Source organism: Nocardiopsis listeri, assembly GCF_020741345.1.
Taxonomy (GTDB): domain Bacteria; phylum Actinomycetota; class Actinomycetes; order Streptosporangiales; family Streptosporangiaceae; genus Nocardiopsis; species Nocardiopsis listeri_A.
Map to the genome: position 1 here is coordinate 22,615 of NZ_DYZD01000040.1, position 25,209 is coordinate 47,823.

General features: G+C 70.3%; 23 protein-coding genes. 9 read left to right on the forward strand and 14 right to left on the reverse strand.

Annotated features, from left to right (window positions below; all coding sequences use genetic code 11):
- Positions 1 to 81: 81 nt before the first annotated feature.
- The 3 genes from K8V84_RS02165 to K8V84_RS02175 form a co-directional block, all read right to left on the reverse strand.
- Positions 82 to 1,767, reverse strand: coding sequence for a ribonuclease J (locus K8V84_RS02165; RefSeq protein ID WP_304069659.1), 1,686 nt, complete (start codon positions 1,765 to 1,767; stop codon positions 82 to 84).
- Positions 1,764 to 2,735: a 4-hydroxy-tetrahydrodipicolinate synthase gene (dapA, locus tag K8V84_RS02170; RefSeq protein WP_067604932.1), complete on the reverse strand. Its 972-nt coding sequence runs from the start codon at positions 2,733 to 2,735 to the stop codon at positions 1,764 to 1,766. The genes K8V84_RS02165 and dapA overlap by 4 nt, the downstream gene beginning before the upstream one ends.
- A gap of 365 nt (positions 2,736 to 3,100) precedes the next feature.
- Positions 3,101 to 3,481 (reverse strand): phage holin family protein, encoded by a 381-nt coding sequence (locus K8V84_RS02175; RefSeq protein WP_304069661.1) that lies wholly within the window; start codon positions 3,479 to 3,481, stop codon positions 3,101 to 3,103.
- 85 nt (positions 3,482 to 3,566) lie between these two features.
- On the opposite strand from K8V84_RS02175, the gene K8V84_RS02180 reads away from it, so the two are divergent.
- The 4 genes from K8V84_RS02180 to K8V84_RS02195 all read left to right on the forward strand — a co-directional run bounded on the left by K8V84_RS02180 (position 3,567) and on the right by K8V84_RS02195 (position 6,356).
- Positions 3,567 to 4,121 carry a GNAT family N-acetyltransferase gene (locus K8V84_RS02180; protein ID WP_304069663.1) on the forward strand — a complete coding sequence of 185 codons (555 nt, stop codon included), beginning with the start codon at positions 3,567 to 3,569 and terminating at the stop codon, positions 4,119 to 4,121.
- A 90-nt stretch (positions 4,122 to 4,211) separates the two neighbouring features.
- Entirely contained in the window at positions 4,212 to 5,084 is an 873-nt protein-coding gene (locus K8V84_RS02185) for a 1,4-dihydroxy-2-naphthoate polyprenyltransferase (RefSeq protein WP_304069665.1), read from the forward strand.
- Positions 5,085 to 5,103: 19 nt separating this feature from the next.
- A complete protein-coding gene (locus tag K8V84_RS02190; protein WP_304069667.1) occupies positions 5,104 to 5,598 on the forward strand; it encodes an NUDIX hydrolase in 495 nt (164 codons plus the stop codon).
- A 74-nt stretch (positions 5,599 to 5,672) separates the two neighbouring features.
- Complete coding sequence (locus tag K8V84_RS02195; protein ID WP_304069668.1) at positions 5,673 to 6,356, forward strand: class I SAM-dependent methyltransferase; 684 nt, start codon at positions 5,673 to 5,675, stop codon at positions 6,354 to 6,356.
- Positions 6,357 to 6,406: 50 nt separating this feature from the next.
- On the opposite strand, the gene dapB is transcribed toward K8V84_RS02195, so the two are convergent.
- A complete protein-coding gene (gene dapB / locus K8V84_RS02200; RefSeq protein WP_304069669.1) occupies positions 6,407 to 7,150 on the reverse strand; it encodes a 4-hydroxy-tetrahydrodipicolinate reductase in 744 nt (247 codons plus the stop codon).
- A gap of 69 nt (positions 7,151 to 7,219) precedes the next feature.
- Here dapB and K8V84_RS02205 point away from each other — a divergent pair, with 69 nt between their 5' ends.
- A complete protein-coding gene (locus tag K8V84_RS02205) occupies positions 7,220 to 7,924 on the forward strand; it encodes a VIT family protein (RefSeq protein ID WP_304069670.1) in 705 nt (234 codons plus the stop codon).
- Between the two features lie 14 nt (positions 7,925 to 7,938).
- On the opposite strand, the gene egtD is transcribed toward K8V84_RS02205, so the two are convergent.
- From egtD to K8V84_RS02255, 10 genes are all read right to left on the reverse strand, one after another.
- On the reverse strand, positions 7,939 to 8,913 hold the full coding sequence (gene egtD / locus K8V84_RS02210) for an L-histidine N(alpha)-methyltransferase (RefSeq protein WP_304069671.1): 975 nt from the start codon (positions 8,911 to 8,913) through the stop codon (positions 7,939 to 7,941).
- A 24-nt stretch (positions 8,914 to 8,937) separates the two neighbouring features.
- A complete protein-coding gene (egtC, locus tag K8V84_RS02215) occupies positions 8,938 to 9,717 on the reverse strand; it encodes an ergothioneine biosynthesis protein EgtC (RefSeq protein ID WP_304069672.1) in 780 nt (259 codons plus the stop codon).
- Positions 9,717 to 11,069: an ergothioneine biosynthesis protein EgtB gene (egtB, locus tag K8V84_RS02220; RefSeq protein WP_304069673.1), complete on the reverse strand. Its 1,353-nt coding sequence runs from the start codon at positions 11,067 to 11,069 to the stop codon at positions 9,717 to 9,719. Before egtB ends, egtC begins: the two co-directional genes overlap by 1 nt.
- The gene (gene egtA / locus K8V84_RS02225) at positions 11,066 to 12,352 is read right to left on the reverse strand and encodes an ergothioneine biosynthesis glutamate--cysteine ligase EgtA (protein ID WP_304069675.1); all 1,287 of its coding nucleotides are present in this window, start codon (positions 12,350 to 12,352) and stop codon (positions 11,066 to 11,068) included. Before egtA ends, egtB begins: the two co-directional genes overlap by 4 nt.
- A 194-nt stretch (positions 12,353 to 12,546) precedes the next feature.
- Complete coding sequence (locus K8V84_RS02230; protein ID WP_304069676.1) at positions 12,547 to 13,500, reverse strand: arylamine N-acetyltransferase; 954 nt, start codon at positions 13,498 to 13,500, stop codon at positions 12,547 to 12,549.
- A 121-nt stretch (positions 13,501 to 13,621) separates the two neighbouring features.
- Complete coding sequence (locus tag K8V84_RS02235; protein ID WP_304069678.1) at positions 13,622 to 14,695, reverse strand: ABC transporter ATP-binding protein; 1,074 nt, start codon at positions 14,693 to 14,695, stop codon at positions 13,622 to 13,624.
- On the reverse strand, positions 14,692 to 15,741 hold the full coding sequence (locus K8V84_RS02240) for an ABC transporter ATP-binding protein (protein ID WP_304069680.1): 1,050 nt from the start codon (positions 15,739 to 15,741) through the stop codon (positions 14,692 to 14,694). The genes K8V84_RS02235 and K8V84_RS02240 overlap by 4 nt, the downstream gene beginning before the upstream one ends.
- On the reverse strand, positions 15,738 to 16,688 hold the full coding sequence (locus K8V84_RS02245; RefSeq protein ID WP_304069682.1) for an ABC transporter permease: 951 nt from the start codon (positions 16,686 to 16,688) through the stop codon (positions 15,738 to 15,740). Before K8V84_RS02245 ends, K8V84_RS02240 begins: the two co-directional genes overlap by 4 nt.
- A complete protein-coding gene (locus K8V84_RS02250; protein WP_304069683.1) occupies positions 16,685 to 17,755 on the reverse strand; it encodes an ABC transporter permease in 1,071 nt (356 codons plus the stop codon). Before K8V84_RS02250 ends, K8V84_RS02245 begins: the two co-directional genes overlap by 4 nt.
- Positions 17,752 to 19,590: an ABC transporter substrate-binding protein gene (locus K8V84_RS02255; protein ID WP_304069685.1), complete on the reverse strand. Its 1,839-nt coding sequence runs from the start codon at positions 19,588 to 19,590 to the stop codon at positions 17,752 to 17,754. The genes K8V84_RS02250 and K8V84_RS02255 overlap by 4 nt, the downstream gene beginning before the upstream one ends.
- A gap of 248 nt (positions 19,591 to 19,838) precedes the next feature.
- On the opposite strand from K8V84_RS02255, the gene K8V84_RS02260 reads away from it, so the two are divergent.
- The 4 genes from K8V84_RS02260 to K8V84_RS02275 all read left to right on the forward strand — a co-directional run.
- Positions 19,839 to 20,552: a metal-dependent hydrolase gene (locus tag K8V84_RS02260; protein WP_304069687.1), complete on the forward strand. Its 714-nt coding sequence runs from the start codon at positions 19,839 to 19,841 to the stop codon at positions 20,550 to 20,552.
- An 85-nt stretch (positions 20,553 to 20,637) separates the two neighbouring features.
- A complete protein-coding gene (locus tag K8V84_RS02265; RefSeq protein WP_304069689.1) occupies positions 20,638 to 21,297 on the forward strand; it encodes an O-methyltransferase in 660 nt (219 codons plus the stop codon).
- A gap of 75 nt (positions 21,298 to 21,372) precedes the next feature.
- Positions 21,373 to 22,530, forward strand: a complete 1,158-nt coding sequence (locus K8V84_RS02270; protein ID WP_304069691.1) for an exonuclease SbcCD subunit D — start codon at positions 21,373 to 21,375, stop codon at positions 22,528 to 22,530.
- Positions 22,530 to 25,209 (forward strand): SMC family ATPase (locus tag K8V84_RS02275; RefSeq protein ID WP_304069693.1); only part of this gene is annotated, 2,680 nt, incomplete at its 3' end. The genes K8V84_RS02270 and K8V84_RS02275, both read left to right, overlap by 1 nt.

Sequence of the window (25,209 nt, forward strand, 5' to 3'; positions counted from 1 at the left end):
CCCCGGCGTGTCGTCCCCACGACGGCCGAACGGCCCGGAGCGAACTCGCCCCGGGCCGTTCGATCGATCGTCTCCCGCCGGTCAGACCTCGACCAGGACCGGGATGATCATGGGACGACGGCGGTACGTCTCGTTCACCCAACGACCGGTGTTGCGGCGGATGAGCTGCCGCAGCTGGTGGGGATCGTTGACCCCGTCCGCGGCCGCCTTGTCCAGGGCGTCCTGGAGCTTGTCGATGACGTCGTCGTAGGCGTCCGCGCCGATGCCCGCGCCCCGGGTGTGGATCTCGGGCTCGCCCAGGATCTTGCCCGTGTTGGAGTCCACGGCCAGGACGACGGAGATGAAGCCCTCCTCACCGAGGATGCGGCGGTCCTTGAGCGCCGCGTCGGTGACGTCGCCGACCGAGGAACCGTCCACGTACACGTAGCCGGCCTGCACGGCGCCCACGATCTTCGCGCGGTTCTTGTACACGTCGACCACAACGCCGTCCTCGGCGATGACGATCCGGTCGTTCGGCACGCCCGTGAGCTTGGCCAGGTCGGCGTGTGCGCGCATGTGCCGCCACTCGCCGTGCACCGGCATGAAGTTGCGCGGGCGCACCATGTTGAGCACGTACAGCAGCTCGCCGGCGGAGGCGTGCCCGGACACGTGCACGAGGGCGTTGCCCTTGTGCACGACCTTGGCGCCCCAGCGGGTCAGACCGTTGATCACCCGGTTGACCGAGTTCTCGTTGCCCGGGATGAGCGACGAGGCGAGCAGGATGGTGTCACCCTCCTCGATGCGGATCTGGTGGTCACGGCTGGCCATGCGGCTCAGCGCCGCCATGGGCTCGCCCTGGGAGCCGGTGCAGATCAGCACGACCTCGTCGGCGGGCATCTTGTCGAGCTGCTTGACGTCGACGATGGTGTCGCCGGGAATGCTCAGGTAGCCCAGGTCGCGCGCGATGTTCATGTTGCGGACCATGGAGCGTCCCACGAACGCGATCTTGCGGCCGTGCTCGGTCGCCGAGTCGATGACCTGCTGGACACGGTGCACGTGCGAGGCGAAGCAGGCCACGACGATGCGCTTCTTGGCCTGCCGGAACACCTTGTCGATGGCCTCGGTCAGGTCGCGCTCGTTGACGACGAACCCGGGCTGCTCGGCGTTGGTGGAGTCCGACAGGAGGATGTCGACACCCTCGTCGCCGAACCGGGCGAACCCGGCCAGGTCGGTGAGGCGGTGGTCCAGCGGCAGCTGGTCCATCTTGAAGTCACCGGTGTGCAGCACCGACCCGCCGGGGGTGCGGATACCGACGGCCAACGCGTCCGGGATGGAGTGGTTGACCGCGAAGAACTCCAGGTCGAAGGGGCCGAAGTCGTGCCGCTCCCCCTCCTCGACCAGGACCGTCTCCGGCTTGATGCGGTGCTCGCCCAGCTTGGCGCTGATCAGCGCCAGGGTGAGCTTGGAACCGACGATCGGAATGTCCGCCCGCTCGCGCAGCAGGAACGGCACACCACCGATGTGGTCCTCGTGTCCGTGGGTGAGGACGATGGCCTCGACGTCGTCCAGGCGGTCCCGGATGTAGTCGAAGTCCGGCAGGATCAGATCGACGCCGGGCTGCTCCTCCTCGGGGAAGAGCACACCGCAGTCGACGATGAGGAGTCGGCCCGCGTACTCGAAGACGGTCATGTTGCGACCGATCTCTCCGAGGCCGCCCAACGGGACGATTCTCAGAACGCCCTCGCCCTGGGGCGGGGGCGGGCCGAGCTCGGGGTGCGGGTGACTCATACGGAACCCTCCGTGAGACGTTCGACGCGGACGGCGCTGGCCGGAACCGCCTGGTGCGGGGCGAGCCCGATCGGGCCCTTGACCCCGGCGGCGGCCAGGTCCTCGCGCAGGAGGGCCTGGAGCTCGGCGGAGGCGTCCGCGAGCGGGGTGCGGACCGGCCCGGAGGGAAGACCGAAGAGGTTGAGGACGGCCTTGGTGGTGATGACGCCCTGGGTGCGGAACATTCCGGTGTAGACCGGGGTGAGGCGACGGTGGATGGCCAGCGCCTGACCGACCTCGCCCTTCTCGAACGCGTCGATCATGTCCTTGAGGTCGGCGCCCACGATGTGGCCGACGACGCTGACGAAACCGGCCGCGCCCACCGACAGCAGCGGCAGGTTCAGGATGTCGGTGCCGCAGTAGTAGGCCAGGTCGGTGCGCTCCATGACCCAGGAGCTGGCGCCGACGTTGTCCTTGGCGTCCTTGTTGGCGACGATGCGCGGGTGCTCGGCCAGGCGGACCAGGGTCTCGGAGGCGATCGGCGTCCCGGTGCGGTGCGGGATGTCGTAGAGCATCACCGGCAGTTCGGTGGTGTCGGCGATCTCGGTGAAGTGCCGGATCAGCCCTTCCTGCGGAGGCTTGTTGTAGTAGGGCGTGACGGCCAGGAGGCCGTGCGCGCCCGCCTTCTCGGCGGCCTTGGCCAGCCTGACGCTGTGACGGGTGTCGTTGGTGCCCACCCCCGCCACGATCTGGGCCCGGTCGCCGACCGCCTCGACGACGGTACGGAGCAGGCGGTCCTTCTCCTCGTCGCTGGTCGTGGGCGACTCACCTGTGGTGCCGCTGATGATCAGGCCGTCGTTGTGCTGCTCGTCCACCAGGTAGGTGGCGAGTCTGGCGGCACCGTCGTAGTCGAGCTCGCCGTCTTCGAGCATCGGGGTGACCATGGCGGTCAGCATCTTGCCGAACGGCCGGTACTTGTTGTCCATCATCATGTGTGAAAGGCCCTCGGGTCCGTGGCCGCGTGGCGGTCGGACCCTCGTGTGCCCCTCCTCCTCTCCATGTGTTGCGCGATCAGCTGATGCGTCCCGTGTCGGGTGCTTTCCTCCGTGCACGGGTGAGGCGGCGCTGTGCGTCCGCCACCGCGATCGGCCGTAGGGGCCGGACGCGGGAAAGTCTGTGTCGCCCCTTTGAGTGTCGGGAGCGCGATTCGGTTCGGTCCCCGTCCTCGTCGGTCGAGGTGAGGGACCGTCGCCGGTGTGTGAAGCCCGGAAGTGTGAACCTACCCGGCCCGGGCCCACGCCACTCGGGCGGGACCCGGAAGACCACCGTATTCGAGAGGTGGCCCGTACCGGAGTCAGTCGTCCTTGCCGTCGGGGAGGAACATGCTGAGCAGCCAGCTCACGATGGTGACGACGATGGCGCCCCAGAAGGCGGGCCAGAAGCCGTCGATGTGGAAGGGGAGCTCGAAGAGCCCGGCGATCCACCCGGTGAGCATGAACAGCAGCGCGTTCACGACCAACCCGATCAGACCCAGGGTCAGGGCGTAGAACAGGCAGCCGACCGTTTTGACGATCGGTTTGATGACGGCGTTGATCACACCGAAGATCGCACCGACGATCAGGTAGACGACGATCTGACCGACGGTGTCGTCGGTCTGGATCTCGATGCCGTCGATCAGGAAGACAGCCGCCCAAAGGGCGAGCGCGTTCACGATAACTCTGATAATGAGGCTCACACCATAGATGTTCCCATGCTCGGGCAAGCTCCGGAAACTCCGGCATCCACTTGTTTCGGGCATGGGCCCCCAGAGGAGGCCCTTCGTGTCCAGTGCGCAGTTCGTCCGTCCCGCCCGTGCCGCCGACGTGGACACGGTGGTGGACCTGCAGGTGGCATCGTGGCGCGCGGTGTACGGGGAGTTGTTGCCCGCCGAGGTGGCCGAGGAGATGTCCGGTGACCAGGCCCGGGAGAGTTTCCGGGAACAGTGGACGACGGCGCTGGAGTCGCCCCCCACCTCCAAGCACCGGTTGGTGGTGGCCACCGACGAGGTGGGCGGGGAACGCACGGTTGTGGGATTCGCCGCGTTCGGTCCGGCGGGCGATCCCGACCTGTGGCCGGCCAAGGACGCCGAGCTGTTCGCCCTGCACGTGGACCCCGAGCGGGTCCGTCAGGGGCACGGCAGCCGACTGCTGAACGCGTGTGTGGACCACCTGGTCGAGGGCGGGTTCGGCACGGTTCACGTGTGGACCCCGGAGGAGGACAACGCGCTGAGGTCGTTCGTGGAGGCTTCGGGATGGCGCGTCGACGGTGCCCGCCGAGAAATCGACATGGGCCGGCTGGTGCCCATGGTGCGGCTGCACGCGGCCATCTCCGAGTAGGGTTCGGTCCCGCTTCGAGCAGGCACTACCGTGGGGTGGTCGTTGTGGCGCGCCCAGGAGCGCCCTGTGTGGAAACTGGAGGACCGGCGCGTGGCCACGGTCAGTGAATGGGTCTCGGGGTTGCGCCCCCGCACGCTTGCGAACTCGATCGTGCCGGTGGCGGTGGGCAGCGCGTTGGCCTTCGCCCTGGACGGGTTCGTCTGGTGGAAGGCGCTCCTGGCGTTGGTGGTGTCGATGGCCCTGCAGGTGGGGGTGAACTTCGCCAACGACTACAGCGACGGGGTGAAGGGCACCGACACCGAGGAACGGACCGGGCCCACCCGGTTGACCGCCTCCGGGCTGGCGACGCCCGGGCAGGTCCTGGCTGCGGCTCTGGGGAGCTTCGCGTTCGCCGGCCTGGTGGGTCTGGTGCTGGTGGCGACCACCTCGTGGTGGCTGCTGTTGATCGGCGCGGCCGCGATCGCCGCCGCCTGGTACTACACCGGTGGCCGCAGCCCCTATGGCTACCGGGGGCTGGGCGAGGTATCGGTGTTCGTGTTCTTCGGCGTGGTGGCCGTGGTGGGCACCGTGTTCGTGCAGTTGGAGGCGGCCCCCTGGCAGGCGTGGGTGGCATCGGTTCCGGTCGGGCTGCTGTCCTGCTCGGTGCTGGTGATCAACAACCTGCGCGACATCCCCACCGACCGGGAGACCGGGAAGATCACCCTGGCGGTGCGTCTGGGCGAGACCGGCACCCGCCGTATGTACGCCGGGATGATCGTCGCCTCGTTCGTGTTCGCGCCGGCCCTGCTGCCGGTGTCCTGGTGGGTGCCGCTGGTGCTGTTGGCGGTGCCCCTGGCCGTGCCGCCGCTGCGCCGGGTGCTGGGCGGCCAGGTCGGCCGTGATCTGGTGCTGGGGTTGGGCGAGACCGGGAAGCTGCAGATGGTGTTCGGGGCGTTGTTCTCCATCGCCCTGCTCCTGGGATAGCGGACCTATAGTCGCTCGGGTGAGAGAACTGAGCGACGAGGACTTCTTCGCCTCCCTGCCGGCCACCCGTGGATCGGCGGGGGCGCTCATCCGTTCGGCCGAGGGCGACGTGCTGCTGGTTCGGCGGGTGTACATGCCCGATCGGCCGTGGGGTGTCCCCGGCGGGATCATCGAGGCCGAGGAGTCGCCCCTGACCGCCTGTCTACGGGAGATCGCCGAGGAACTCGGAGTGCCCGCGTCGCCCCGGGCCCTGCTGGTGACGGACTGGGTACCGCCCGCCCCGCCGCGCACCCCGGCCCTGCACTGGTTGTTCCGGGTGGAGGTCCCCTCGGAGGAGTTCGTCCTGCCCGAGGAGGAACTGTCCGGATGGGCCTGGGTGCCACCGGAGAAGCTGGAGGAGTACCTGGTCGGGGGTACGGCGCGCCGGATGGTCGCCGGTGTCGACGTGGACGACCGCTCCGGCGGACCGGTCTACCTGGAGGACGGACACCCCGTCCTGCCAGGGCGGATCTGAGCGTTCACCACATCGGACACATGTCCGGCTAGGATTCGCCTCCCAACCCGCATCACCAGGGAGAGACCACCGCCGTGCCGAGTGACCACACAGACCAACGTGACCTCGCCCCGGACCCCGTAGCGTGGGCCGAACGACGCGCGGAGCAGGCCGAGGCCTTCGACGCCATCGGGGAACGCTACGAGGAGGCGTTCCCGAACAAGGAGGGCCAGGAGGACTGCGTACGTCGACTACTGGACTCCCTTCCCCAGGGGGCGCACGTCCTGGACCTGGGGTCGGGCACCGGGTTGCCGACCGCCCTCCAGCTGGTCAACGCCGGCGCCCGGGTGACCGGTTTCGAGATCTCCGAACGCATGCTGGAACTGGCCCGCGAGAACGTTCCGGGGGCCGAGTTCCGCCAGGCCGACATCATGGACCTGGACCCGGTCGAGACCTCCTACGACGCGATCGTGGCGTTCTTCTCGCTGCTGTGTCTGCCCAAGGACCGCATCGCCCAGGCCCTGGGCCGCGTGCGCGCGTCCCTGGCCCCGGGCGGCCTGCTGTGCCTGTCCATGGTGGAATCCGACCTCGACGACGAACCGATCCCCTTCCTGGGCTCGGCGATCCGTGTGTCGGGATATCCCCGCGACGAGCTGCGCGAGGTGGTCACCAACGCCGGTCTGGTCATCGAGGACGAGCGCGTGGTCACCTTCGAACCCAAGGACCCCGACGCCCGCCCCGAGGTCCAGCTCTTCTACACCTGCCGCCGCGGGGCCTGAACGCGTGAAGGGGGCCGCCCGTCGGGCGGCCCCCTTGTGAACGAGTGTGGTCAGTCCAGGCCCATGAGGGACTCCAGGCCCAGCGTCAGGGCGTCCGGCAGGTCCGCCACCCGGCGCACGCCGAGCAGGACCCCGGGCATGAACGAAGTGCGGTTCATCGAGTCGTGGCGGATCTTCAGGGTCTCGCCGTCGGTGCCGAAGACCACTTCCTGGTGGGCGATCAGGCCCTGGACGCGCAGCGCGTGGACGCGCACGCCCTCCACGTCGGCGCCGCGGGCGCCCGGGATCTCGGAGGTGGTGGCGTCCGGCATCGGAGCGGTGCCGGCCTCGCGGCGGGCCTCGGCGACCAGCTCCGCGGTCCGGGCGGCGGTACCGCTGGGCGCGTCGGCCTTGTTCGGGTGGTGCAGTTCGATGATCTCGGTGGAGTCGAAGTAGGGCGCGGCCTTCTTCGCGAAGTGCATCATCAGCACCGCGGCGATACCGAAGTTCGGGGCGATGAGCACCTTCGCCCCGGGCTTCGCGTCCTGCATCGCGCGGACGCTCGCCAGCCTCGCCTCGTCGAAGCCTGTGGTGCCGACCACGGCGTGGATGCCGTTGTCGATCAACCACCGAAGGTTGTCCATCACCGCGTCGGGGTGGGTGAAGTCGACGACGTAGTCGGCCCCCAGCACCGCGTCACGATCGTCGCCGGCGTCCACGCCCGCGACGAGTTCCATGTCGTCGGCGGCCTGAACCGCTTTGACGACCTCTGACCCCATGCGCCCATCGGCGCCGAAAACTCCTACCTTGAACACGGGACGAGCGTACCGGAGTCCGGCGTGGTGCGACCGTAGGGCGGAGTCGGCGCGTGCGAGGCTGACGCCATGGCAGAGGACCACTCGGAACGATCCCAAAAACGTCTGGGGTCACTGCTGAACGGCCTGCGCGCGGCCGTTCTGGGCGCCAATGACGGCATCGTCTCGACCGCGGGTCTGGTGGTGGGAGTGGCGGGTGCCACTCCGCACCGGGAGGCCCTGTTGGTGGCCGGGGTGGCGGGCACCTTGGCGGGCGCTCTGTCGATGGCGGCCGGCGAGTACGTGTCGGTGAGCACACAACGGGACACCGAGCGCGCCGCCATCGCGCATGAGCGCCGTGAGCTGATCGAGGACCCGGAGGGAGAACTCGCCGAACTGGCCGGGATGTACCGCGCCCGGGGCCTGAGTGAGGAGTTGGCGGAGAAGGTGGCCGAGGAGCTCACCGAACACGACGTCCTTCGGGCGCACGTGGAGGTGGAGCTGGGCCTGAACCGCTATCGGACGGACCCGTGGCAGGCCGCCTTCGCCAGTATGTTCTCCTTCCTGTTCGGCGCGCTGATCCCACTGTCGGCGATGTTGCTCAGCGCGGACGCGTGGCGTCTGCCGGTGACCGTCGTGGCGGTGCTGGTGGCCACCGGCCTGTTGGGCGCGGTGAGCGCCCGGATGGGTCGCGCGCTGCCGCTGCGCGCGGCGGTGCGGTGTGTACTCGGCGGGTCCTTCGCGATGGCGCTCACCTACCTGGTCGGGTCACTTCTGGGGGTCGCCGTCGGTTGACCCCGGCCGGCGGCTCAGCGTGCGGTGGACAGGTTGAGGGCGAAGTCACCGGCCGGGTCGGTCCACCAATGGGTGAGGGTGAACCCGGCGGCGTCCAGTTCCTCGGTGAGTCCTTCGCGACGGAACTTGGCGGAGATCTCGGTGCGCATCTCCTCGCCGGCCTCGAAGTCGACCTCCAGGTCGAGGTCGGCCACACGCACCCGCTGGTGGGCGCGGGCGCGCAGGCGCATCTCGATCCACTCGTGTTCGGCGTTCCACACGGCCAGGTGATCGAAGGCCGCCGGGTCGAAGTCACCGCCCAGCCGCCGGTTGATCACCGAAAGGACGTTGCGGTCGAAGGCGGCGGTGACCCCTTGGGCGTCGTCGTAGGCGGCGACCAGGCGCGCCGGGTCCTTGACCAGGTCGGCACCGAGCAGGAGCGTGTCGCCCGGATCGAGGGTGCCGCGCACGTCGCGCAGGAACACGGCGCGTTCGGCGGGTGCTTGATTGCCGATGGTGGACCCCAGGACGGCGAGCATCCGACGGCCGTCGTGTTCGTTGACCGGCAACAGGCCCAGGTGGTGTTCGAAGTCACCGACCACGGCGTGCACGTCCAGGCCCGGGTGGTCGTCGGCGACCCGTCGGGCGGAGGCGGCCAGGAAGTCGCCGCTGACGTCGACGGGCACGAAGCGTCTCAGTGAGCCGTGGCGGCGCAGGGCGTCGAGCAGCAGCCGGGTCTTGACCCCGGACCCGGATCCGAGCTCGATGAGGGTGACGGCGTCTGCGGCCCGGGCGATCTCGTCGGAGCGGAGTTCGAGGATGCCGCGTTCGGTGCGGGTCGGGTAGTACTCGGGCAGCCGGGTGATGTCCTCGAACAGGGCGCTGCCGTGTTCGTCGTAGAACCACTTGGGCGGGAGCCGTTTGGGGTGGGCGGTGAGGCCTTCGGCGACGTCGGCCCGCAAGGCCTTGTCGAGGTCGTCTCCTGTGAGGTTGCGGTCGATCCGGAACATGCTGCCTCCTGTTTCCCGTACCGGTCAGCCGAGCGGCCGGATGTCGGTGTGTTCCCGGGTGGCGACCACCACGGACTCCTCGGGGACCTCTCGCCAGCCGCGTCCGTCGTCGAAGGGTTCGGAGGCCAGGAAGACCTCGTCGCCCTCCCCCTGCGCACGCCCCGGCCGGCGCAGGGTGAACAGGGTGTCCCCCGCGGTCGTGCCGACGATCGTCGTACCGTCCCCGGCCAACAGGTTGTAGCGACCTTGGGAGTGTTCGCGGGCCTGGCGCACCACGGCGGCCAGGGACCCCGGCAGGTCGCCGGAGGCCCGCCACAGCCCCAGTGCGCGGGCGAACAGCGGGGCCGAGTCCACGGGTGCCCGGGCCTCCAAGGCGTCTGGGGGCGGTGGCGAGCCGAGCCCCACGGCGAGCGCGTGGTCGTCCTTGGCCGCCCCGTTGTGGCTGAACAGCAGGTGATCCGCCCGGAAGGGTTGGGCGCCGGACTCCTCGGAGCCGAACCCGACGGTGGCGTCGCGCACGGCCGCGACCACGCACCCGGAGGTGATGGCGCGGGCCGCGTCGGCGAAGGAGGAGTCGCCCCAGATCGGCATGGCCCTCCGGTAGCGCAGGGGCGGCACGGGCTCTTCGATCGCTTGCGTCTCGGGCCTCGGCGAGTACCAACCGACGCCGAACCCGTCGGCGTTGACGGTGCCGTACCGCTGGCGCCGGGGCGCCCAGGACTGGACCAACAACGAATGGGGCGCCGAGTACAGCAGTTCGTGCAACGTGCGCGGCGGTCCCAGGTAGGCGAGGTGGCGGCACATCAGGACGGGTCCGCGTCGCGTGCGCAGCGGAACCCGCTGAAGATCTGCCGTCGGATCGGGTGGTCCCAATTGCGGAAGGTGGATCTCACCGCGGTGGGGTGGGTGGCCCACGACCCTCCGCGCAGAACCTTGTAGCCGTCGTCGAAGAAGACCTCCGAGTACTCGCGGTAGGGGAAGGATCGAAACCCCGGGTAGCCGTGGAAGGTGGTGGAGGTCCACTCCCACACGTCCCCGATGAGCTGTTGGACGCCGAGCGGGGAGGCACCGTCCGGATGGGTGCCCACCGGGTCCGGTCCCAGCCGCCCCTGGCCCAGGTTGGCGTGGCGCGTCCGGGGTTCGGCGTCGCCCCAGGGGAAGCGTTGACAGCGCCCGGTGGCGGGGTCGAACCGGGCCGCCTTCTCCCACTCGGCCTCGGTGGGAAGGCGTTTGCCCGCCCAGCGGGCGTAGGCGTCGGCCTCGTGGTAGCTCACGTGCTGGACCGGCTCGTTCGGCGGCACGTCCTCGTGCCGGCCGAAGCGGCGGCGGGTCCAGCGTCCGCCCTCCAAGCTCCAGAACGCCGGAGCGATGGCCTCCCGTCGTGTCCGCCACTCCCAACCGGCCGGGCTCCACCATCGGGGGTCACGGTAGCCACCGTCGTCGACGAACTCCAGGTAGGCGGCGTTGGTGACCGGGAGGGTGTCGATCCGGTAGGCGGGCAGGTCGACGGTGTGGCCGGGTCGTTCGTTGTCGTAGGACCAGGGGTCGTCGTCGGTGCCGAGTGTGAAGGGTCCGGCCGGGACCCACACCTCCGCCTCTTCGGGTGGTTCGAACGCGTCGGGGGCGGGCGTCTCCTCCAACAGGACCGGGTCCCCGCGTCGAAGCTGGTGTGTGGCCAGCATCGTCTCGTCGTGCATGTGCTCGTGCTGGATCACCATGTGGAAGACGAAGCCCGCGTCGAGCAGGGAGCGTTCCGCCTTCCCCGCCTGGGCGGGCACCGGGGGGCTCGGGGACAGGTCGGCGCCCTCCAACGTGTCGAGGACCTCCCGTCGCACACGCTCGTTGTACTCGCGTGCCTCCTCGGGTCGCAGCAGCGGGAGGGTGACCCGGTCCGCGCGCGGGTTCTCGAAGGCGTCGTAGAGCCCGTCGATGTCCGGGCGCAGCGCCTCCCTTCCCCCCGCGGCGCGCAGCAGCCACTGTTCCTCGTAGTTACCGATGTGCGCCAGGTCCCAGACCAGCGGCGACATCAGGGGCGAGTGCTGGGCGAGCAGTTCGGTGTCGTCGAGGGCCAGCAGGGTCAGCCCGTTGCTGCGTCGGCGGCCGCGGTCGAGTTCGGCGGCGATGCGTTCCTTGGCGCGTTCCTGTTCCAGGCTCATGAGGAACCTCCACGGTGGGCGAGGCGCTCGCGCGCGGTCGCCGTCGAATCGGCGGGCCGCGGTGCGGGCACCTGGAGAGCGGTGTCGGCGGGGCACAGTCCTCGCCGGACGTAGTGACCGGCGTACTCGTCGACGAGAGCGGCGAGCGCGGCCGCCCCCATGCGGGGCAGGGCCTCTATGGCGGCGTCGAAGCAGGTCCGCGCGCACGCGAAGATCTCGGCGTCCCCGGGGCCCAGCCGGGCGGAGCGCAGCCACAGCGTGGGTGTGGGCGCGGCGCCGCGGCACAGGCGCTCGGTGGCCTCCTCGGCGACGGCCCTGGCCCGTGAGTCTTCGGTCAGGGCGGCGGCGAGCGCCACCGGGACCGGCCACCAGCGCAGGGGCACGGTGTCGATCATGCGCAGTTCCCACCAGCCGCGCGGGCGGATGGGCGGGAACAGGGTGCTCAGGTGGAATTCCAGGTCGGCGGGGGTCACCGGGCGCGGCCCCCGCCCGTCGACCCAGTCGGCCAGGGTGATTCCCGGATCGGCGGTCCAGGCACCGCCCCCACCGGGGATCTCGGGCAGTGCCATCACCCGTGCGCCCAGGGCGTACTCGGCCCAGGCCGTGGCGGGGTCGGTGACGGTGCCGGGTTCAAGGACGGGTCGGGTGCGGGTCGCGTCGGTGGCCGCCCAGATGGCCCACCGGGAGGACTTCCAACCGGTGGGGCGGCCTCGCCAGACGGCCGAGTTGGCGAAGGCCGCGACCAGGACGGGGCCGAGGCGGTGCAGGAACCGCCAGCGCCCGCGGAGGTCGGCGGCGTCGGCTCCGTTGTCCAGGCACACCTGGATGGACGCGGAGCTGCACATCATGGTGCGGCCACTGGCGTGGCGGTGCCGGTCGAAGAATCGCTCCATCGCCGTGTAACGGGGCGATCGGAGTTGTCGTTCGGGCGGACGTACCGGGTCGAGCGCGGTCTCGGCCAGGTAAAGTCCGGCGTCCGCGAGGGTCTTCTCGATGTGCCGAAGGTCGACCGCGAGTGCCTCGTGGGCCTGGGTGAGACCCGGCAACGCCGGTGAGCTGAGCTCGATCTGACCCCCCGGCTCGAAGGTGATCCGGCTTCCCGCGGGCGGGGCGCCACAGGCCTCCACGAGCTCCGCGAGGCGGTCGATGGTGACGGGTTCGGTGGGTCGTTCCGGGTCGGTCACCAGCCATTCGGTCTCGGCTCCGACCTTGCCGGGAGGGCCGGTCTTGAAGCAGATCCCGTTGATGTACTCGTGAACGTCTTCCGTGGTCATGTGCGGCATGGGCTGACTCCCTGGGAGTGACACCTCAAGGGTCCTGCCCGGGGTTCCGCGACGGTGAACATGTGCGATCACCCCAACCGGATCGAAGGTGGCCGGTGGGCGCACCGACGCGCCGTCGGCACACCCGCCGACCACACGCTTCTCGTGCGGGAGGCGTCGGTGTCCACCCCCGAACGCGTGAAATGTGATGTGAGTCACACGCCAAGGAAGCCGCGCACCCGCTCCTCGACCACACCGCGTTCTCCCTGGTCAAGGCGGATGTCGAAGACCTCGCGCAACACCTCTCCCAGCTCTTCCACCCGCAACTCGCGCACCTCCCGTTCCGGCCCGACGCCCGGGTCCTTCCGGTCCGTGCCGACCCGCTCCACCGTCAGGGTCGTGTCGGTCAGGGAGTACCGGGTACCGCCGATGGTCCGTGCGGCCATCAGCCGGCTCCGGAACGGCGAACGCGGGTGGGTGGTGAGGTAGTGGCTGAAGATCTCGTAGTCCTGCGGCAGGTTCCCGGCCGTGGTGAAGGAGTACAGGTTCCGCCACTCCTTCCCGTCGAAGGAACGCAGCAGCCACTCCTCCTCCCCCACCTCCGAGATCCGGTCCAGACGCAGGTCCCAGCCGTCCTGGGAGGTCTGGTGCCCGTCCACGAAGGGGAAGGGCTCCAGCAGCCCTCCACCACCGAAACCGACGTCCACCAGCCACGGCGAGCCGTCCGGTTCCACCTTCAGCAGGGCGTGGGTGGAGGGGCGGGGCCGCCCGTCGCCGCCCACCGACACACGTGCGCTGAACGCGGTGAGCGTGAACCCGAGCCGGTCCAGGGCCGCGGCCAGCAGCAGATTCTGTTCGTAGCAGTAGCCGCCCCGGTGGTGGCGGACCATCTTGTCCGTCAACGACGGCACGTCCAGCGGAACCGGGCGGTCGAACAGCAACTGGAGGTTCTCGAAGGGGATCGCGGCCAGGTGGGCGCGGTGCACCGCGGTCAGGGTGTCCAGGGTGGGCGGCAGGTCACCGGACAGTCCGAGCCGGTCCAGGTAGGCGCCCACGTCCAGCTCCGACCCGTGCCAGAAGTCGCGGTCGGTGAACACGGGCGGGGGCGGTGGGGCGGTTCCGGGCCCCGAGGTCGGACGCTCGCTCGTGGTGTTCTCTGTGGTCGCCATACCCATGCCAACGGCCCCCACCACAACGCTGTTCCGTCTCGGCGCGCTCTCCCCGGCCGGTCCCGGCCAAGGACGAACAGGTGTGGAACCCCGGATCCCGGAGACGTCCACGTTCGGTGGGTCAGGTGGCCCGTTCGAGCAGGCGTCCGGACCCGTCCGCGGCCGCCCAGTGGCAGGCCACGCGACGCTCGGCCCCACCGCCCAGGATCTCCGGATCCACGCTCGAGCACCGGTCTGCCACCCCGGCCCGCTCGGCCTCCCCGGAGGCCAGGATCGGGCAGCGCGGGTGGAAACGACACCCCGAGGGCACCTGCTCGGGGTCCGGTGGCTCACCGCTGAGCACCACCGGCCCCTCCTCCACGTCGGAGTCGGGCAGCACCGACAGCAGGGCGCGCGTGTACGGGTGCGCGGGCGCGGACAGCACCTCCTCCACCGTGCCCAGTTCGACCACTCGACCCAGGTACATCACGGCCACCCGGTCGGCGATGTTCCAGGCCAGACCGAGGTCGTGCGTGGCCACCAGGGCGGACAGTCCCAGTTCGTCTCGCAACTCCAGCAGCAGTCGCAGGATCTCGCCGCGCACCGAGGCGTCCAGGGACGCCACCGGTTCGTCGGCCACCAGCACCTCGGGGTCCAGGACCAGGGCGCCGGCGATCACCACCCGCTGGCGCTGGCCTCCCGACAGCTCGTGCGGGTAGCGCGAGAGGAAGCGTTCGGGCGGGCGCAGACCGGCGCGCGACAGCGCGCGTTCCACTCGTTCCGGCTCGTCGACCGTGGTGCCCTCGTGGACACGAAGCCCCTCGACCACCGACTCGTACACGGTGCGCCTCGGATTGAGCGAGCCCATCGGGTCCTGCTGCACAAGCTGCACCCGACGCCGGTAGGCCCGAAGGTCACGGGAGCGGTAGCGCAGCGGCTCGCCTTCGAACAGCACCCGACCGGCGGTGGGCCGTTCCAACCCCAGGAGCGTGCGGGCCAGGGTGGTCTTGCCGCAGCCGGACTCCCCGACCAGGGCCACGATCTCCCCGGGCCGCACGTCCAGGTGAACGCCGTCCACGGCGCGGGCGATGCCCCGTCCCCCGCCGGGGGCGAACCCGGCGGTGAAGGCCACCTCCACGGAGTCGGCCCTCAGGACGGGCGGAGTCTGCGCCTCGGGGTCGGCCGAGGGCGGACGGGGGGCGGTGTCGGCGCTCAACGGCTCGTCTCCTCTGTACTGGTCTCCCCGGTCGGGTCGACGCTCTCGCTCTCCTTCGAAAGCGATCCCGGGCCCACGTGCACGCACGCCGCGTGCCGGTCGGCGTGTCCATCGGCGTCCGGGTGGACCGGCCACAGTGGCGGATCGACGGTGGCGCACACCGACTCGGCCACCGCGCATCGCGGTCGGAACACGCAGCCCGACGGCGGGTCGGCCGGGTCCGGCGGGTCTCCCGGAAGACCACGCGGGGCCAGTCGGGAGGCGGGATCCCCGATCTTGGGGAAGGCGGCGCTGAGCGCGCTCGCGTACGGGTGGGCGGGCCGGTGCACCACGTCCCGCGCCGGCCCGTCCTCCACGATCCGACCGGCGTACATGACCGCGACCCGGTCGCAGGTGGCGGCCAGGACGGACAGGTCGTGGCTGATCATCAGCATGCCGATGCCGGTCTCCTCGACCAGCCCGCGCAACAACGCGAGGATCTGCGCCTGGATCATGACGTCCAGGGCGGTGGTGGCCTCGTCGGCGATGATCAGACGCGGCTCACAGGCCAGCGCCATCGCGATCATCACCCGCTGGCGTTGCCCCCCGGACAACCGGTGGGGGTGGTCCTGGGCGCGGGAGGTGGGCAGGCCCACCTGTTCGAGGAGTTCGTCGACCCTGGCGGCGACCCGGTCCGGCTTCACGGTTTGGTGCAGCAGGAGGGGTTCGGCGATCTGATCACCGATCCGCTTGACCGGGTTGAGGGAGTGCATGGCCCCCTGGAAGACCACCGAGGCACCGACCCAGCGCACGGCGCGCAGGCGGCCCCATTTCATCTCCAGGACGTTCTCGCCCTCCAGCAGGATGTCCCCGGTGACACGGGCACTGGCCGGAAGCAGACGCAGCAGGGCCAGGGCCACGGTGGACTTTCCGCTGCCGGACTCCCCCGCCACACCGAGGGTGTCACCGCGGTCAAGGGACAGGTTCACACCGCGCACCGCGGGGATCTCACCCCCGCCGGTGGCGTAGGTGACGTGCAGGTCCCGGACGTCGAGAAGGCCGCTCACCCGGCTCCTCCCCTCAGACGTGGGTTGATGACGGACTCGACCGCGCGCCCGCACAGGGTGAAGGACAGCGCGACCACGGCGATGGCCAGTCCGGGCGGCACGATGTACCACCAGATCCCGGCGCTGATCGCCCCGGAGGTGCGCGCGGCCTGGAGGATGCCGCCCCAGGAGATGGTGGTGGGGTCGCCCATCCCCAGGAAGGCCAGGGTGGACTCGGCGATGATCGAGGTCGCCACCAAAAGCGTGGTCTGGGCGAGCACCACCGGCATCACGTTGGGCAACACGTGCCAGCCCATGACGTGGGCGTGGCCGCCACCGAGGGCCCGGGCACGTTCCACGTAGGGGCGGGCCTCCACCGCCAGCGTCTGGGCGCGCACCAGCCGGGCGGTGGGCGGCCAGACGGTGAGCCCGATCGCGAGGATGATCGTGCCGGTGCCGCGCGGCAGCACCGCGGCCAGGGCCACCGCCAGGACCAGGGTGGGCAGCACCAGGAACCAGTCGGTGACACGCATGATCACCGAGGAGACCACACGGCCGCCCACCCCGCCGGAGGAGCCGAAGTGACCGGCGGTGACCCCGGCCAGGGTGCCCAGGGTGACGGAGACGAACGTGGCCAGCAGGCCGACCGTCAACGAGACGCGCGCGCCCCAGATGATCAGGTCCAGGATCGAACGTCCGAAGTTGTCGGTGCCCAGTGGGAACTCCGGGCTCGGCGGCTGGTAGCTGCCGCCGGGCGCGCCGGTGATGGTCAGGTGCGCCTGGTCCACGAACAGGGGCGCGGTCAGGGCGAGCACCCCGATCGTGAGCAGCGAGGCCAGTCCGAACAGGCCTGCGCGGTTGCGCGCGTAATCGCGGGCGAACCGGCCCAGGGCCTCACGACGTCGTTTCCGGGCCAGGGCGCGGGGCGAGACCACCGTGCCGGGCGCGGGTTCGGTGGGCGCGCTCATGGGCGCACCCGTGGGTCGAGCAGCGGATACACCAGGTCGGCCAGGAGGTTCATGAGGATCACCGAGGCCGCGAAGACCACGAACAGCCCTTGGACGAGGCCGAGGTCGGGGACTTCCAGGCCGGAGTAGAAGAGTTGGCCGAGGCCGGGCCAGGAGAAGACCGTCTCCACCAGGATCACCCCGGAGACGACCTGTCCGAGGTTGAGGAAGATGAGCGTGACGGTGGGCAACAGCGCGTTGGGAACGGCGTGCCTGCGCCTGACCAGGACGTCGCGCAGTCCCTTGGCGCGAGCGGTGGTCAGGTAGTCCGCCCCCTTCTCGTCCATGAGGGAGGAGCGCATGATCATCAGGTACTGGGCGTAGATGACCGCCACCATGGTGGTGACCGGCAGGACCATGTGCTGTGCGGTGCTCAGCGCGCGTTCCACCGGTCCGGTCAGCCCCGGGTCGACCATGCCGCCGGTCGGGAACAGGCCGGGCATGAAACCGCGGCCGGAGGCCAGCAGGACGATGAGGAGCAGGCCGAGCCAGAACGTGGGCACCGACCAGAAGAACAGCGCGACGGCGGTGTTGACCCGGTCGCCGCGCCCGCCCGGATTCCAACCTGCCCGCGACCCCAGGAACAGGCCGAGCAGGGCGGCGATGATCGTGCCGGTGCCGGCGAGCAGGATGGTCGGCCCCAGGCGCTCCAGGATGAGGTCGACGACCGGTTCGCGGTATTGGAAGGACACGCCCAGGTCGAGGTGGATCAGCCCTTCGGCGTAGTCGAGGAACTGCCGCCACAGGGGTTGGTCGAGGCCGAACTGACGGCGCAGTTCCGCGCGCTGTTCGGCGGTGACCTCACGCCCCTCCGTCATGGCGCGGACGGGGTCACCGGGCAGGATCCGAAAGAGGAAGAACCCGGCGACGATCACGGCGAACAGGGACACGACCGCTGTCAGCAGACGACCGAGCACGTAGGTGATCACCCGCCGTGCCCGGTGCCCGCCCCCGGGGGCCGCCGGGGCGGGGAGCTCGTCGGCCCCCGCCCCGTCCGATCCGTCCGCCTCGATGGGCGTCGTCGTCACTCGCGGTCCTCCACGGTGGAACGGTTGCGGAAGAACAGGAAGGCGCCACCGGCGAGCAGGACGAGGACCACGGCGCCGACGCCGATGCCCACCCCGGTGGAGATCCCACCGCTGTTCGCGTCGGATCCGCCGGCCACGGGCTGGGCGGACCACCAGGCCCAGTAGCCGTCCTGACCCCAGATGTTGCCGCCCTCGGTCGGCTCCAGCCGGATGCTCTCGATGTGGTCGGTCCGGTAGGCCTCCATGATGTTCGGGTAGGCCAGGACGTTGACGACGGCCTCTTCGTAGAGGATCTCCTGCATCCGGTGGACGATCTCGGCGCGGGCCTCGTGGTCGTACTCGCTCAGCTGCGCCTCGTAGAGCTCGTCGTACTCCTCGTCGCAGAAGTAGGCGTCGCCCTGCATGGTGCCCGGTTCGGTGGGCAACGCGTCGCAGGTGTGGATGCTGAACACGTAGTCGGGGTCGGGGTTGACCGTCCACCCGGTGAAGATGAGGTCGTACTCGGCGTCGTAGAGGGCGTCGCTCAGGATGCCCGGGTCGACGGTCCGGTTGTCGATCTCGACACCGATGTCGGCGAGGCGCTCGGCGATGACCTGTCCGGCCTGGACGTTGTCCGGGCGGTCGGAGTGGACGTGCATGCGCAGTTCGAGGCGGTCGCCGTCGGGTGAGACGCGCACACCGTCGTCGCCCCTGTCGTAGCCGGCCTCGTCGAGCATTTCGTTGGCGGCGTCCGGGTCGAAGTCGAGGATGGCCTCCTCGCCCTCGGGCGACCAGTGGAAGTCGGTGTAACGCGGCGGGATGTAGCCGCCGGCCGCGACGGCCTGGCCGTTGGCGCCCTGCTGGACGATCTCCTCGTTGTCGATGCCCATGACGATGGCCTGGCGCAGGGTCCGGTCCTGGAGCGCGGGGTGTCCGTCGCCGAACGCCTCACCGTCCTGGGTCTGCGCGCCCGGGTTGATCGTGAAGGCCTGGAACCGCTTGCCGTCGGCGATGTTGACGGCGATGTCCTCGGCCGACTCCAGGGAGGTGACCTGGGCGTCGGTCAGTTCGTAGACGAAGGAGACCTCTCCGCTGCGCAGCGCCTCGACGGCGGCGTCCTTCTCGGAGTAGTAGCGGAAGTACAGCTCGTCGAAGCCGGCGGGGCCGCGCCAGTGGTCGGGGTTGGCCTCCAGGCGGATGTGCTCCCCTCGAGAGTGCTCGGTGAGGGCGAAGGGACCGCTGCCGACCGTGGGGAAGTCGTCTCCGGCGTAGTCGGAGAAGTTCTCGCCCTCCTCCTCCACGATCGGTTCCCACACGTGTCGGGGCACGATCGGGACGTTGAGCGCGGTCATGGTGGCCTGGGGTTCGTCGAGTTCGATGACCACGGTGTGGTCGTCCTCGGCGGTGACCTCCTCGAACCCGGCGACGTAGTTGCCCGAGGCGATGGCCGCGGCGTCGTTCTCCATGATGGTGGTGAAGGTCCAGGCGACGTCGTCGGCGGTGAGCTGCTCGCCGTCGGTGAAGAAGACGTCGTCACGGAGGTTGAAGGTCCAGGTCAGACCGTCGTCGGAGGTGTCCCAGCTCTCCGCGAGAGAGGGCGCGGGCTCATTGGTCTCCGGGTCGACCGTCACGATGCTGTCGTAGACGTGTCTGAGGATGTTGGTGGTGACGGCCAACTGCGCCGTGAAGGGGTTGAACGAGTCCACCTGCTGGGAGATGGCCACGGTGAGGGTGTTCGCGTCGGTCTCATCGGCCGCCGCGGGTACCGCGGACAGCCCCCCGACCAGGATCAGCGCGCCGGTGGAGGCCAGCGTCCGTCGAAGAAGGGTGCCGGAGGGAGGTGGGTGCTGTGTCATGACGGCCCCTGTCGGTTCATCGTGGGGTGGTGGCCGGGCCACCTGGGGGTTGTTGGTTGTCTACCAACAGGTTGTGATGAGCGTCAATCATCTCCCAGGTGAGGCGGGATATCGCAACCCATTCGACTCCTACGCCGGGAATCCGGGGCGTTTCGCGGGACCGGAGTGACGAAAGGGCTCCTGATCGGTCGACCGAAAACCGAACTCCGATTCGCGGCGAATAGGGGACTTCCGCTACGGTTCCCGCCATGATGGGGCACTCTCACGCACTGAGCGGCGTGGTCGGTTGGATGGCGGTCGTTCCGTTCGTCCAAGGCAAGGAATTCCTCGGACTCAGTTTCGCGCTGGGCCCGGGTGAGATCGTCGCCGGATCCTTGGTGTGCGCGGGGGCGGCCCTCCTGCCCGACGTGGACCACAAGAGCGCGACGGTGACCAAGACCTACGGGAAGGTCACCGAGGTCCTCAGTGACATCTTGAACTGGGCCTTCGGCGGTCACCGGATGGGGACGCACTCGTTCTTCTTCGCCGCCTTGATGGGCATCCTGGTCACCCTCCTGGCCCTGTGGTCGGAGTTGGCCGTTCAGGTGTTCGTGTTCCTGCTCATCGGTATCGCGCTCCAGGGTCTGGGATTCGGTCTGGACAAGAACCGTGCGGCGTCGGGGATCATCAACGCCCTGGGCACCGCGGCGATCACCTTGGGCCTGTACGCGGCCGGCCTGAACTACACCTGGCTCGGCGTGGCGGTCGCCTTCGGCGTGATCCTGCACTTCTTCGGCGACATGATCACCAAGATGGGCGTCCCGATCTTCTGGCCGTTCTGGAAGAAGCGCATCGGCCAGGGCCGGGGATTCGCCACCGACGGTCCCGTGGAGAAGAAGGTCGTCACCCCGCTGCTCACCATCGGGGTCGTGGTCGGGTCGATCTACCTCTTCGACTGGCCCACCCTGCTTCCCCAGCACTGACCTTCACCGGCTCGTCCGGGTCCGGTCGACGGCGCCCACGGCGTGGTCCTGGCCCGGGTGAGGCCCGGGTTCTAGGCTTGCGAGCGTGACTCGAACCTCAGAAGGCCTCACCCCGGAACTGCACTCCTACATCGTCGCCCACAGCGACCCGATCGACCCGGTCCTCGTGGACCTCTCCGAGGAGACCGCCCGGCTCTTCCCCGACCGCAAGGGCATGCAGATCGGACCCGAGCAGGGAGTGTTCACCACCCTGCTCACCCGGCTGTCCGGAGCCCGGAACGTGGTGGAGGTCGGCACCTTCACCGGTTACTCCTCCATCTGCTTCGCCCGCGGACTGCCCGACGACGGCACCCTCCTGGCCTTGGACATCAGCGAGGAGTGGACGTCGGTGGCCCGCCGCTACTGGGAGCGCGCCGGGGTCTCCGGCAAGATCGAGCTGCGGATCGGCCCGGCCCTGGAGTCCCTGCGCGCACTGCCCGAGGACACCCGGTTCGACCTGGCCTTCCTGGACGCGGACAAGACCGGTTACCTCGATTACTGGGAGGAACTGGTCCCGCGGATCCGCCCCGGCGGGCTGCTCCTGGCGGACAACACCCTCTCCCACGGGCGGGTGATCGACCCCGAGCAGACCTCACCCCACGTGCAGGGCATCCGTGACTTCAACGACCGGGTGGTGGCCGACGACCGGGTCTCCCAGGTCCTGCTGCCGCTCGGCGACGGGCTCACCCTGGCCCGAAAGCTGTGACCCCGTCCGGTGGTCCTGTGCGAGTTGTCCACGGGACCACCGGTTTCCCGGGCGGGGACACCCGCGACTTGGGTAATGTCCAGTCCCATGCGCCTGCTGCACACATCGGACTGGCACCTGGGTCGTTCCTTCCACCGGGAGAACCTCATCGACGCCCAGGCCGCGTTCCTGGACCACCTCGTCGACACCGTCCACGCCGAACGGATCGACGTGGTCGTGGTCGCCGGGGACCTCTACGACCGCGCCCTGCCACCGGTGGACGCCGTGCGCCTGTTCGACCGGGCACTGGGCCGGATCCGCGCGACCGGGGCACGCGCCGTGTTGATCAGCGGCAACCATGACTCCCTCACCCGCATGGCCTTCGCCACCGACCTCATCGACGCCGCCGGGATCCACCTGCGCAGCTCCCTGGAGGGCGTGGGAGAGCCTGTGGTCATCGACGACGAGCACGGACCGGTCGCCTTCTACGGCATCCCCTACCTGGAACCGGAGATCGCCCGGCACCACTGGGACCTGACCGGGCGAGGGCACCCCGCGGTGATCGGACACGCCATGGACCTGGTCCGGGCCGACCTGGAGGAGCGCCCCGGCACCCGTTCGGTGGTGCTCTCGCACGCCTTCGTCACCGGCGGAGAGGGCTCCGACAGCGAACGCGACATCTCCGTGGGCGGCGCCTCGCACGTGCCCGCCTCCATCTACGACGGGGTCGACTACGTCGCCCTGGGCCACCTGCACGGCCGACAGACCATCACCCCCACGGTGCGCTATCCGGGCAGCCCCTTGGCCTACTCCTTCTCCGAGGAACGCCACCGCAAGGGCTGCTGGGTGGTGGAGCTGGACGCCGGCGGGTTCGCCGGGGCCGAGTTCGTGGACGCCCCGGTGCCACGCCCCCTCGCCCGGATCCGCGGGCGTCTGGAGGACCTGCTCACCGGCACCGGGTGGGAGCGTTACACCGACCACTGGCTACAGGTCACCCTCACCGACCCGCGTAGGCCGACCCGGCCCATGGAACGGCTGCGCGAACGGTTCCCGCACGCCCTGTTGCTGGAGTTCGCCCCCGAGGGCGGTGCCCCCGACCGGCGACCCGTGACCGGCGCGATCGCCGAACGCCCCGAACGCGACGTGGTCGCCGACTTCGTCGAATGGGCCCGCGGGGTGCCCGCCACCCCGGAGGAGAGCGCGCTCGTGGACCGGGCCATCGAAGAGGTTCGGCTCCAGGAAGGGATCCACTGATGCGCCTGCACCACCTCACCATGACCGCGTTCGGCCCCTTCGCCGGTACCGAAAGGGTGGACTTCGACCGACTCGGCCAGGGTGGTCTCTTCCTCATCCACGGACCCACCGGGGCGGGCAAGACCTCCGTTCTGGACGCGGTCTGCTTCGCGCTGTACGGAAGCCTGCCCGGGGCACGCAGCAAGGACCGGTCCCCCAAGAGCGACCACGCGCCACCGGACCTGGAGCCGGAGGTGACCCTGGAGTTCACCATCCGGGGACGACGGATCCGGATCAACCGCAAGCCCCGCTGGGAGCGGCCCAAGAAGCGCGGCACCGGCACCGTCACCCAGAACCAGAAGGTGGTGGTCCAGGAGCTGTCGGAGGGAACGTGGCAGCCGGTCACCACCCGCCCGGACGAGGCCGGACAGTTCATCGGCGACCAGGTGGGGCTCACCCTCACCCAGTTCTGCCAGATCGTCATGCTGCCCCAAGGGGACTTCGCCCAGTTCCTGCGGGCCAAGTCGGACGACCGCCGCAAGTCCCTGGAGCGGATCTTCAACACCCGGGTGTTCCGGGACGTGGAGGAATGGCTGGGCGGACACACCCGCAGGCTCGAACGCGAGGTGCGTTCGGCAGAGGAGCGGGTGCGCGAGGTCGCCGGCCGGATCGCCGAAGTGGGCCGGTCCGCCACGCCGCAGGAATCCGATCCGGCCGAGTTGATCGCCTGGGCCACCGAGCTGGCCGTGGTCTCCGCCGCGACCGTTCGTGACGCCGAGCCGCTCATCGGTGAGTTCACGCTCGCCCGGGACCGGGCCCGGCAGGCGCTGGCCGACGGGCGCTCGCTGCGGGATCGGCGGGATCGGCTCGATCAGGCCCGGGAGCGGAGCGCACTGCTGGAGGAACACCGGCCCTGGCGCACCCGGTCCCAGGAACGCCTGACCTGCGCGGAGCGCACCGACGCCGTGCTGCCGTTCCTGCGCGCCCGTGACCACCGCCGTACCGAGCTGGACAAGGCGGAGTTGGCCCTCACCGACCGGTTGTCTCTGGTGGCGGGCCTGCCCGACCTGGGCGTGACCACCTCGACGGACGCGGAGACGTTGCGCGCCGCCGAGCGGGGGCGCCGCGACGAGCTGGCCCGGTTGGAGCTGCTGCGCGGCGACGCCGAACGCCGCCGGGCGCTGCGCGGGGAACTGTCCGATCTGGACCGGCGCCTGACCGGGGTCCGCGCCGAGACCGAACGGGCCGAGGAGCGCGCTCGGGCACTGCCGGCCCGGGTGGCGACGGTCCAGCGGGAACTGGAGCAGGTCCGCGAACGCGCCGGCCTGGTGGAGGTCGCCCAGGACGCGTTGACGCTGGCGGAGAAACGCCGTCGGGCGGCGGCGGAACACGAGCGGCTGACCGTGGAGTTGGAGCGGGCGGAGGAGACCCGGCGCGCGGTCGTGGACACCGCGCAGCGAACCCGGGACCAGGCACAGGACCTGCGGGAGCGGCGGATCAGGCAGATGGCCGCCGAGCTCGCCGCCGACCTGGCGGAGGGGGCGGCGTGCGCGGTGTGCGGGTCGACCGAACACCCCTCCCCCGCGGTTCCCAGTGAGGAGGGACTGGTCTCCGCCGACCAGGAGAAGGAGGCCCAGGTCGCCGCGGATCTGGCCGCGACGGAACGGTCGGCGGCGGAGAGCACGGTGGTGCGGCTGCGGGGCCGAGTGGAGACCGAGGCCAGGATCGCCGAGGACCGTACCGTCGCGAGCGCGGATGAGGAGGTCGGGGTCGAGCGGAACCGGCTGGCCGAGGCTCGCGCCGCCGCCGGGGAGCGCAAGCGTCTGGAACAGGAACTGTCCCAGCTGCGCGAGGAACTGCGGCACACCGAGGAACGTGTGGGCGCACTGGGCCGACAGGAGGGTGAGTTCCGCACTCGCCTGGAGGGCGCTCAGGCCGAACACGAACGGCTCACGACCCTGCTGGACCAGGCCCGTGGCGACGACGCCGGCCTGCCCGAACGCATCGCGCGACTGACCGGTGAGGCCGACCTGTTGCGCGGCACCGCCGAGGCGATGGACCAGCGCGCGCGGGCCGCCGAGGAGCTGCGCGCCGCCGTGGCCGAGGCCGAGGAGGCCCGGGCCGAGGCCGGGTTCACCGACGAGGCCGAGGTCCTGGAGGCCGCGATGGACGATCAGGAGCGCCGGGACCTGCGCCGTCGCACCCGTGACTTCGATGACCGGTGGGCGGCGGTCCAGGCGAGCCTGGCCGACCCCGAACTCGTGGCCGCCGGGGAACAGGAGCCACCGGACCTGGTCGGGTCGGAGACCGTGGCCGCCGCCGCGGAGCGCGCCGCCGAGCGTGCCGTGACCTGGCAGGGGATGTTCGCCGACCGGGCCCGCCGGTTGGGCGACCTGCGCGCCGAACTGGCCGACCGGATGGCGGGTTCGGAGCCGGTGCTGCGCCGGTACGCGATCGCGCAGGGGCTGAGCACCCTGGCCGCGGGCACGTCTGCGGACAACACCGACAGCGTGCGCCTGTCCGCCTACGTCCTGGCGGCCCGGCTGGAGCAGGTCGTGGCGGCCGCCAACGACCGGCTGCTGACCATGTCGGACGGCCGTTACGAACTGCGCTACACCGTCGACAAGGCCGCCGGGGACGGGCGGGCGCGTTCCGCCGGTGGTCTGGGCATGCGCGTGGTGGACTCCTGGACCGGGGTCG

Excerpts from the sequence above, each read along its gene's own strand:
- K8V84_RS02165 (WP_304069659.1), bottom strand. The coding sequence starts at position 1,767 with ATGAGTCACCCGCACCCCGAGCTCGGCCCGCCCCCGCCCCAGGGCGAG.
- dapA (WP_067604932.1), bottom strand. The coding sequence starts at position 2,735 with ATGATGGACAACAAGTACCGGCCGTTCGGCAAGATGCTGACCGCCATG.
- K8V84_RS02205 (WP_304069670.1), top strand. The coding sequence starts at position 7,220 with ATGGCAGAGGACCACTCGGAACGATCCCAAAAACGTCTGGGGTCACTG.
- egtD (WP_304069671.1), bottom strand. The coding sequence starts at position 8,913 with ATGTTCCGGATCGACCGCAACCTCACAGGAGACGACCTCGACAAGGCC.
- egtC (WP_304069672.1), bottom strand. The coding sequence starts at position 9,717 with ATGTGCCGCCACCTCGCCTACCTGGGACCGCCGCGCACGTTGCACGAA.
- egtB (WP_304069673.1), bottom strand. The coding sequence starts at position 11,069 with ATGAGCCTGGAACAGGAACGCGCCAAGGAACGCATCGCCGCCGAACTC.
- egtA (WP_304069675.1), bottom strand. The coding sequence starts at position 12,352 with ATGCCGCACATGACCACGGAAGACGTTCACGAGTACATCAACGGGATC.
- K8V84_RS02230 (WP_304069676.1), bottom strand. The coding sequence starts at position 13,500 with ATGGCGACCACAGAGAACACCACGAGCGAGCGTCCGACCTCGGGGCCC.
- K8V84_RS02245 (WP_304069682.1), bottom strand. The coding sequence starts at position 16,688 with ATGAGCGCGCCCACCGAACCCGCGCCCGGCACGGTGGTCTCGCCCCGC.
- K8V84_RS02255 (WP_304069685.1), bottom strand. The coding sequence starts at position 19,590 with ATGACACAGCACCCACCTCCCTCCGGCACCCTTCTTCGACGGACGCTG.
- K8V84_RS02260 (WP_304069687.1), top strand. The coding sequence starts at position 19,839 with ATGATGGGGCACTCTCACGCACTGAGCGGCGTGGTCGGTTGGATGGCG.
- K8V84_RS02270 (WP_304069691.1), top strand. The coding sequence starts at position 21,373 with ATGTCCAGTCCCATGCGCCTGCTGCACACATCGGACTGGCACCTGGGT.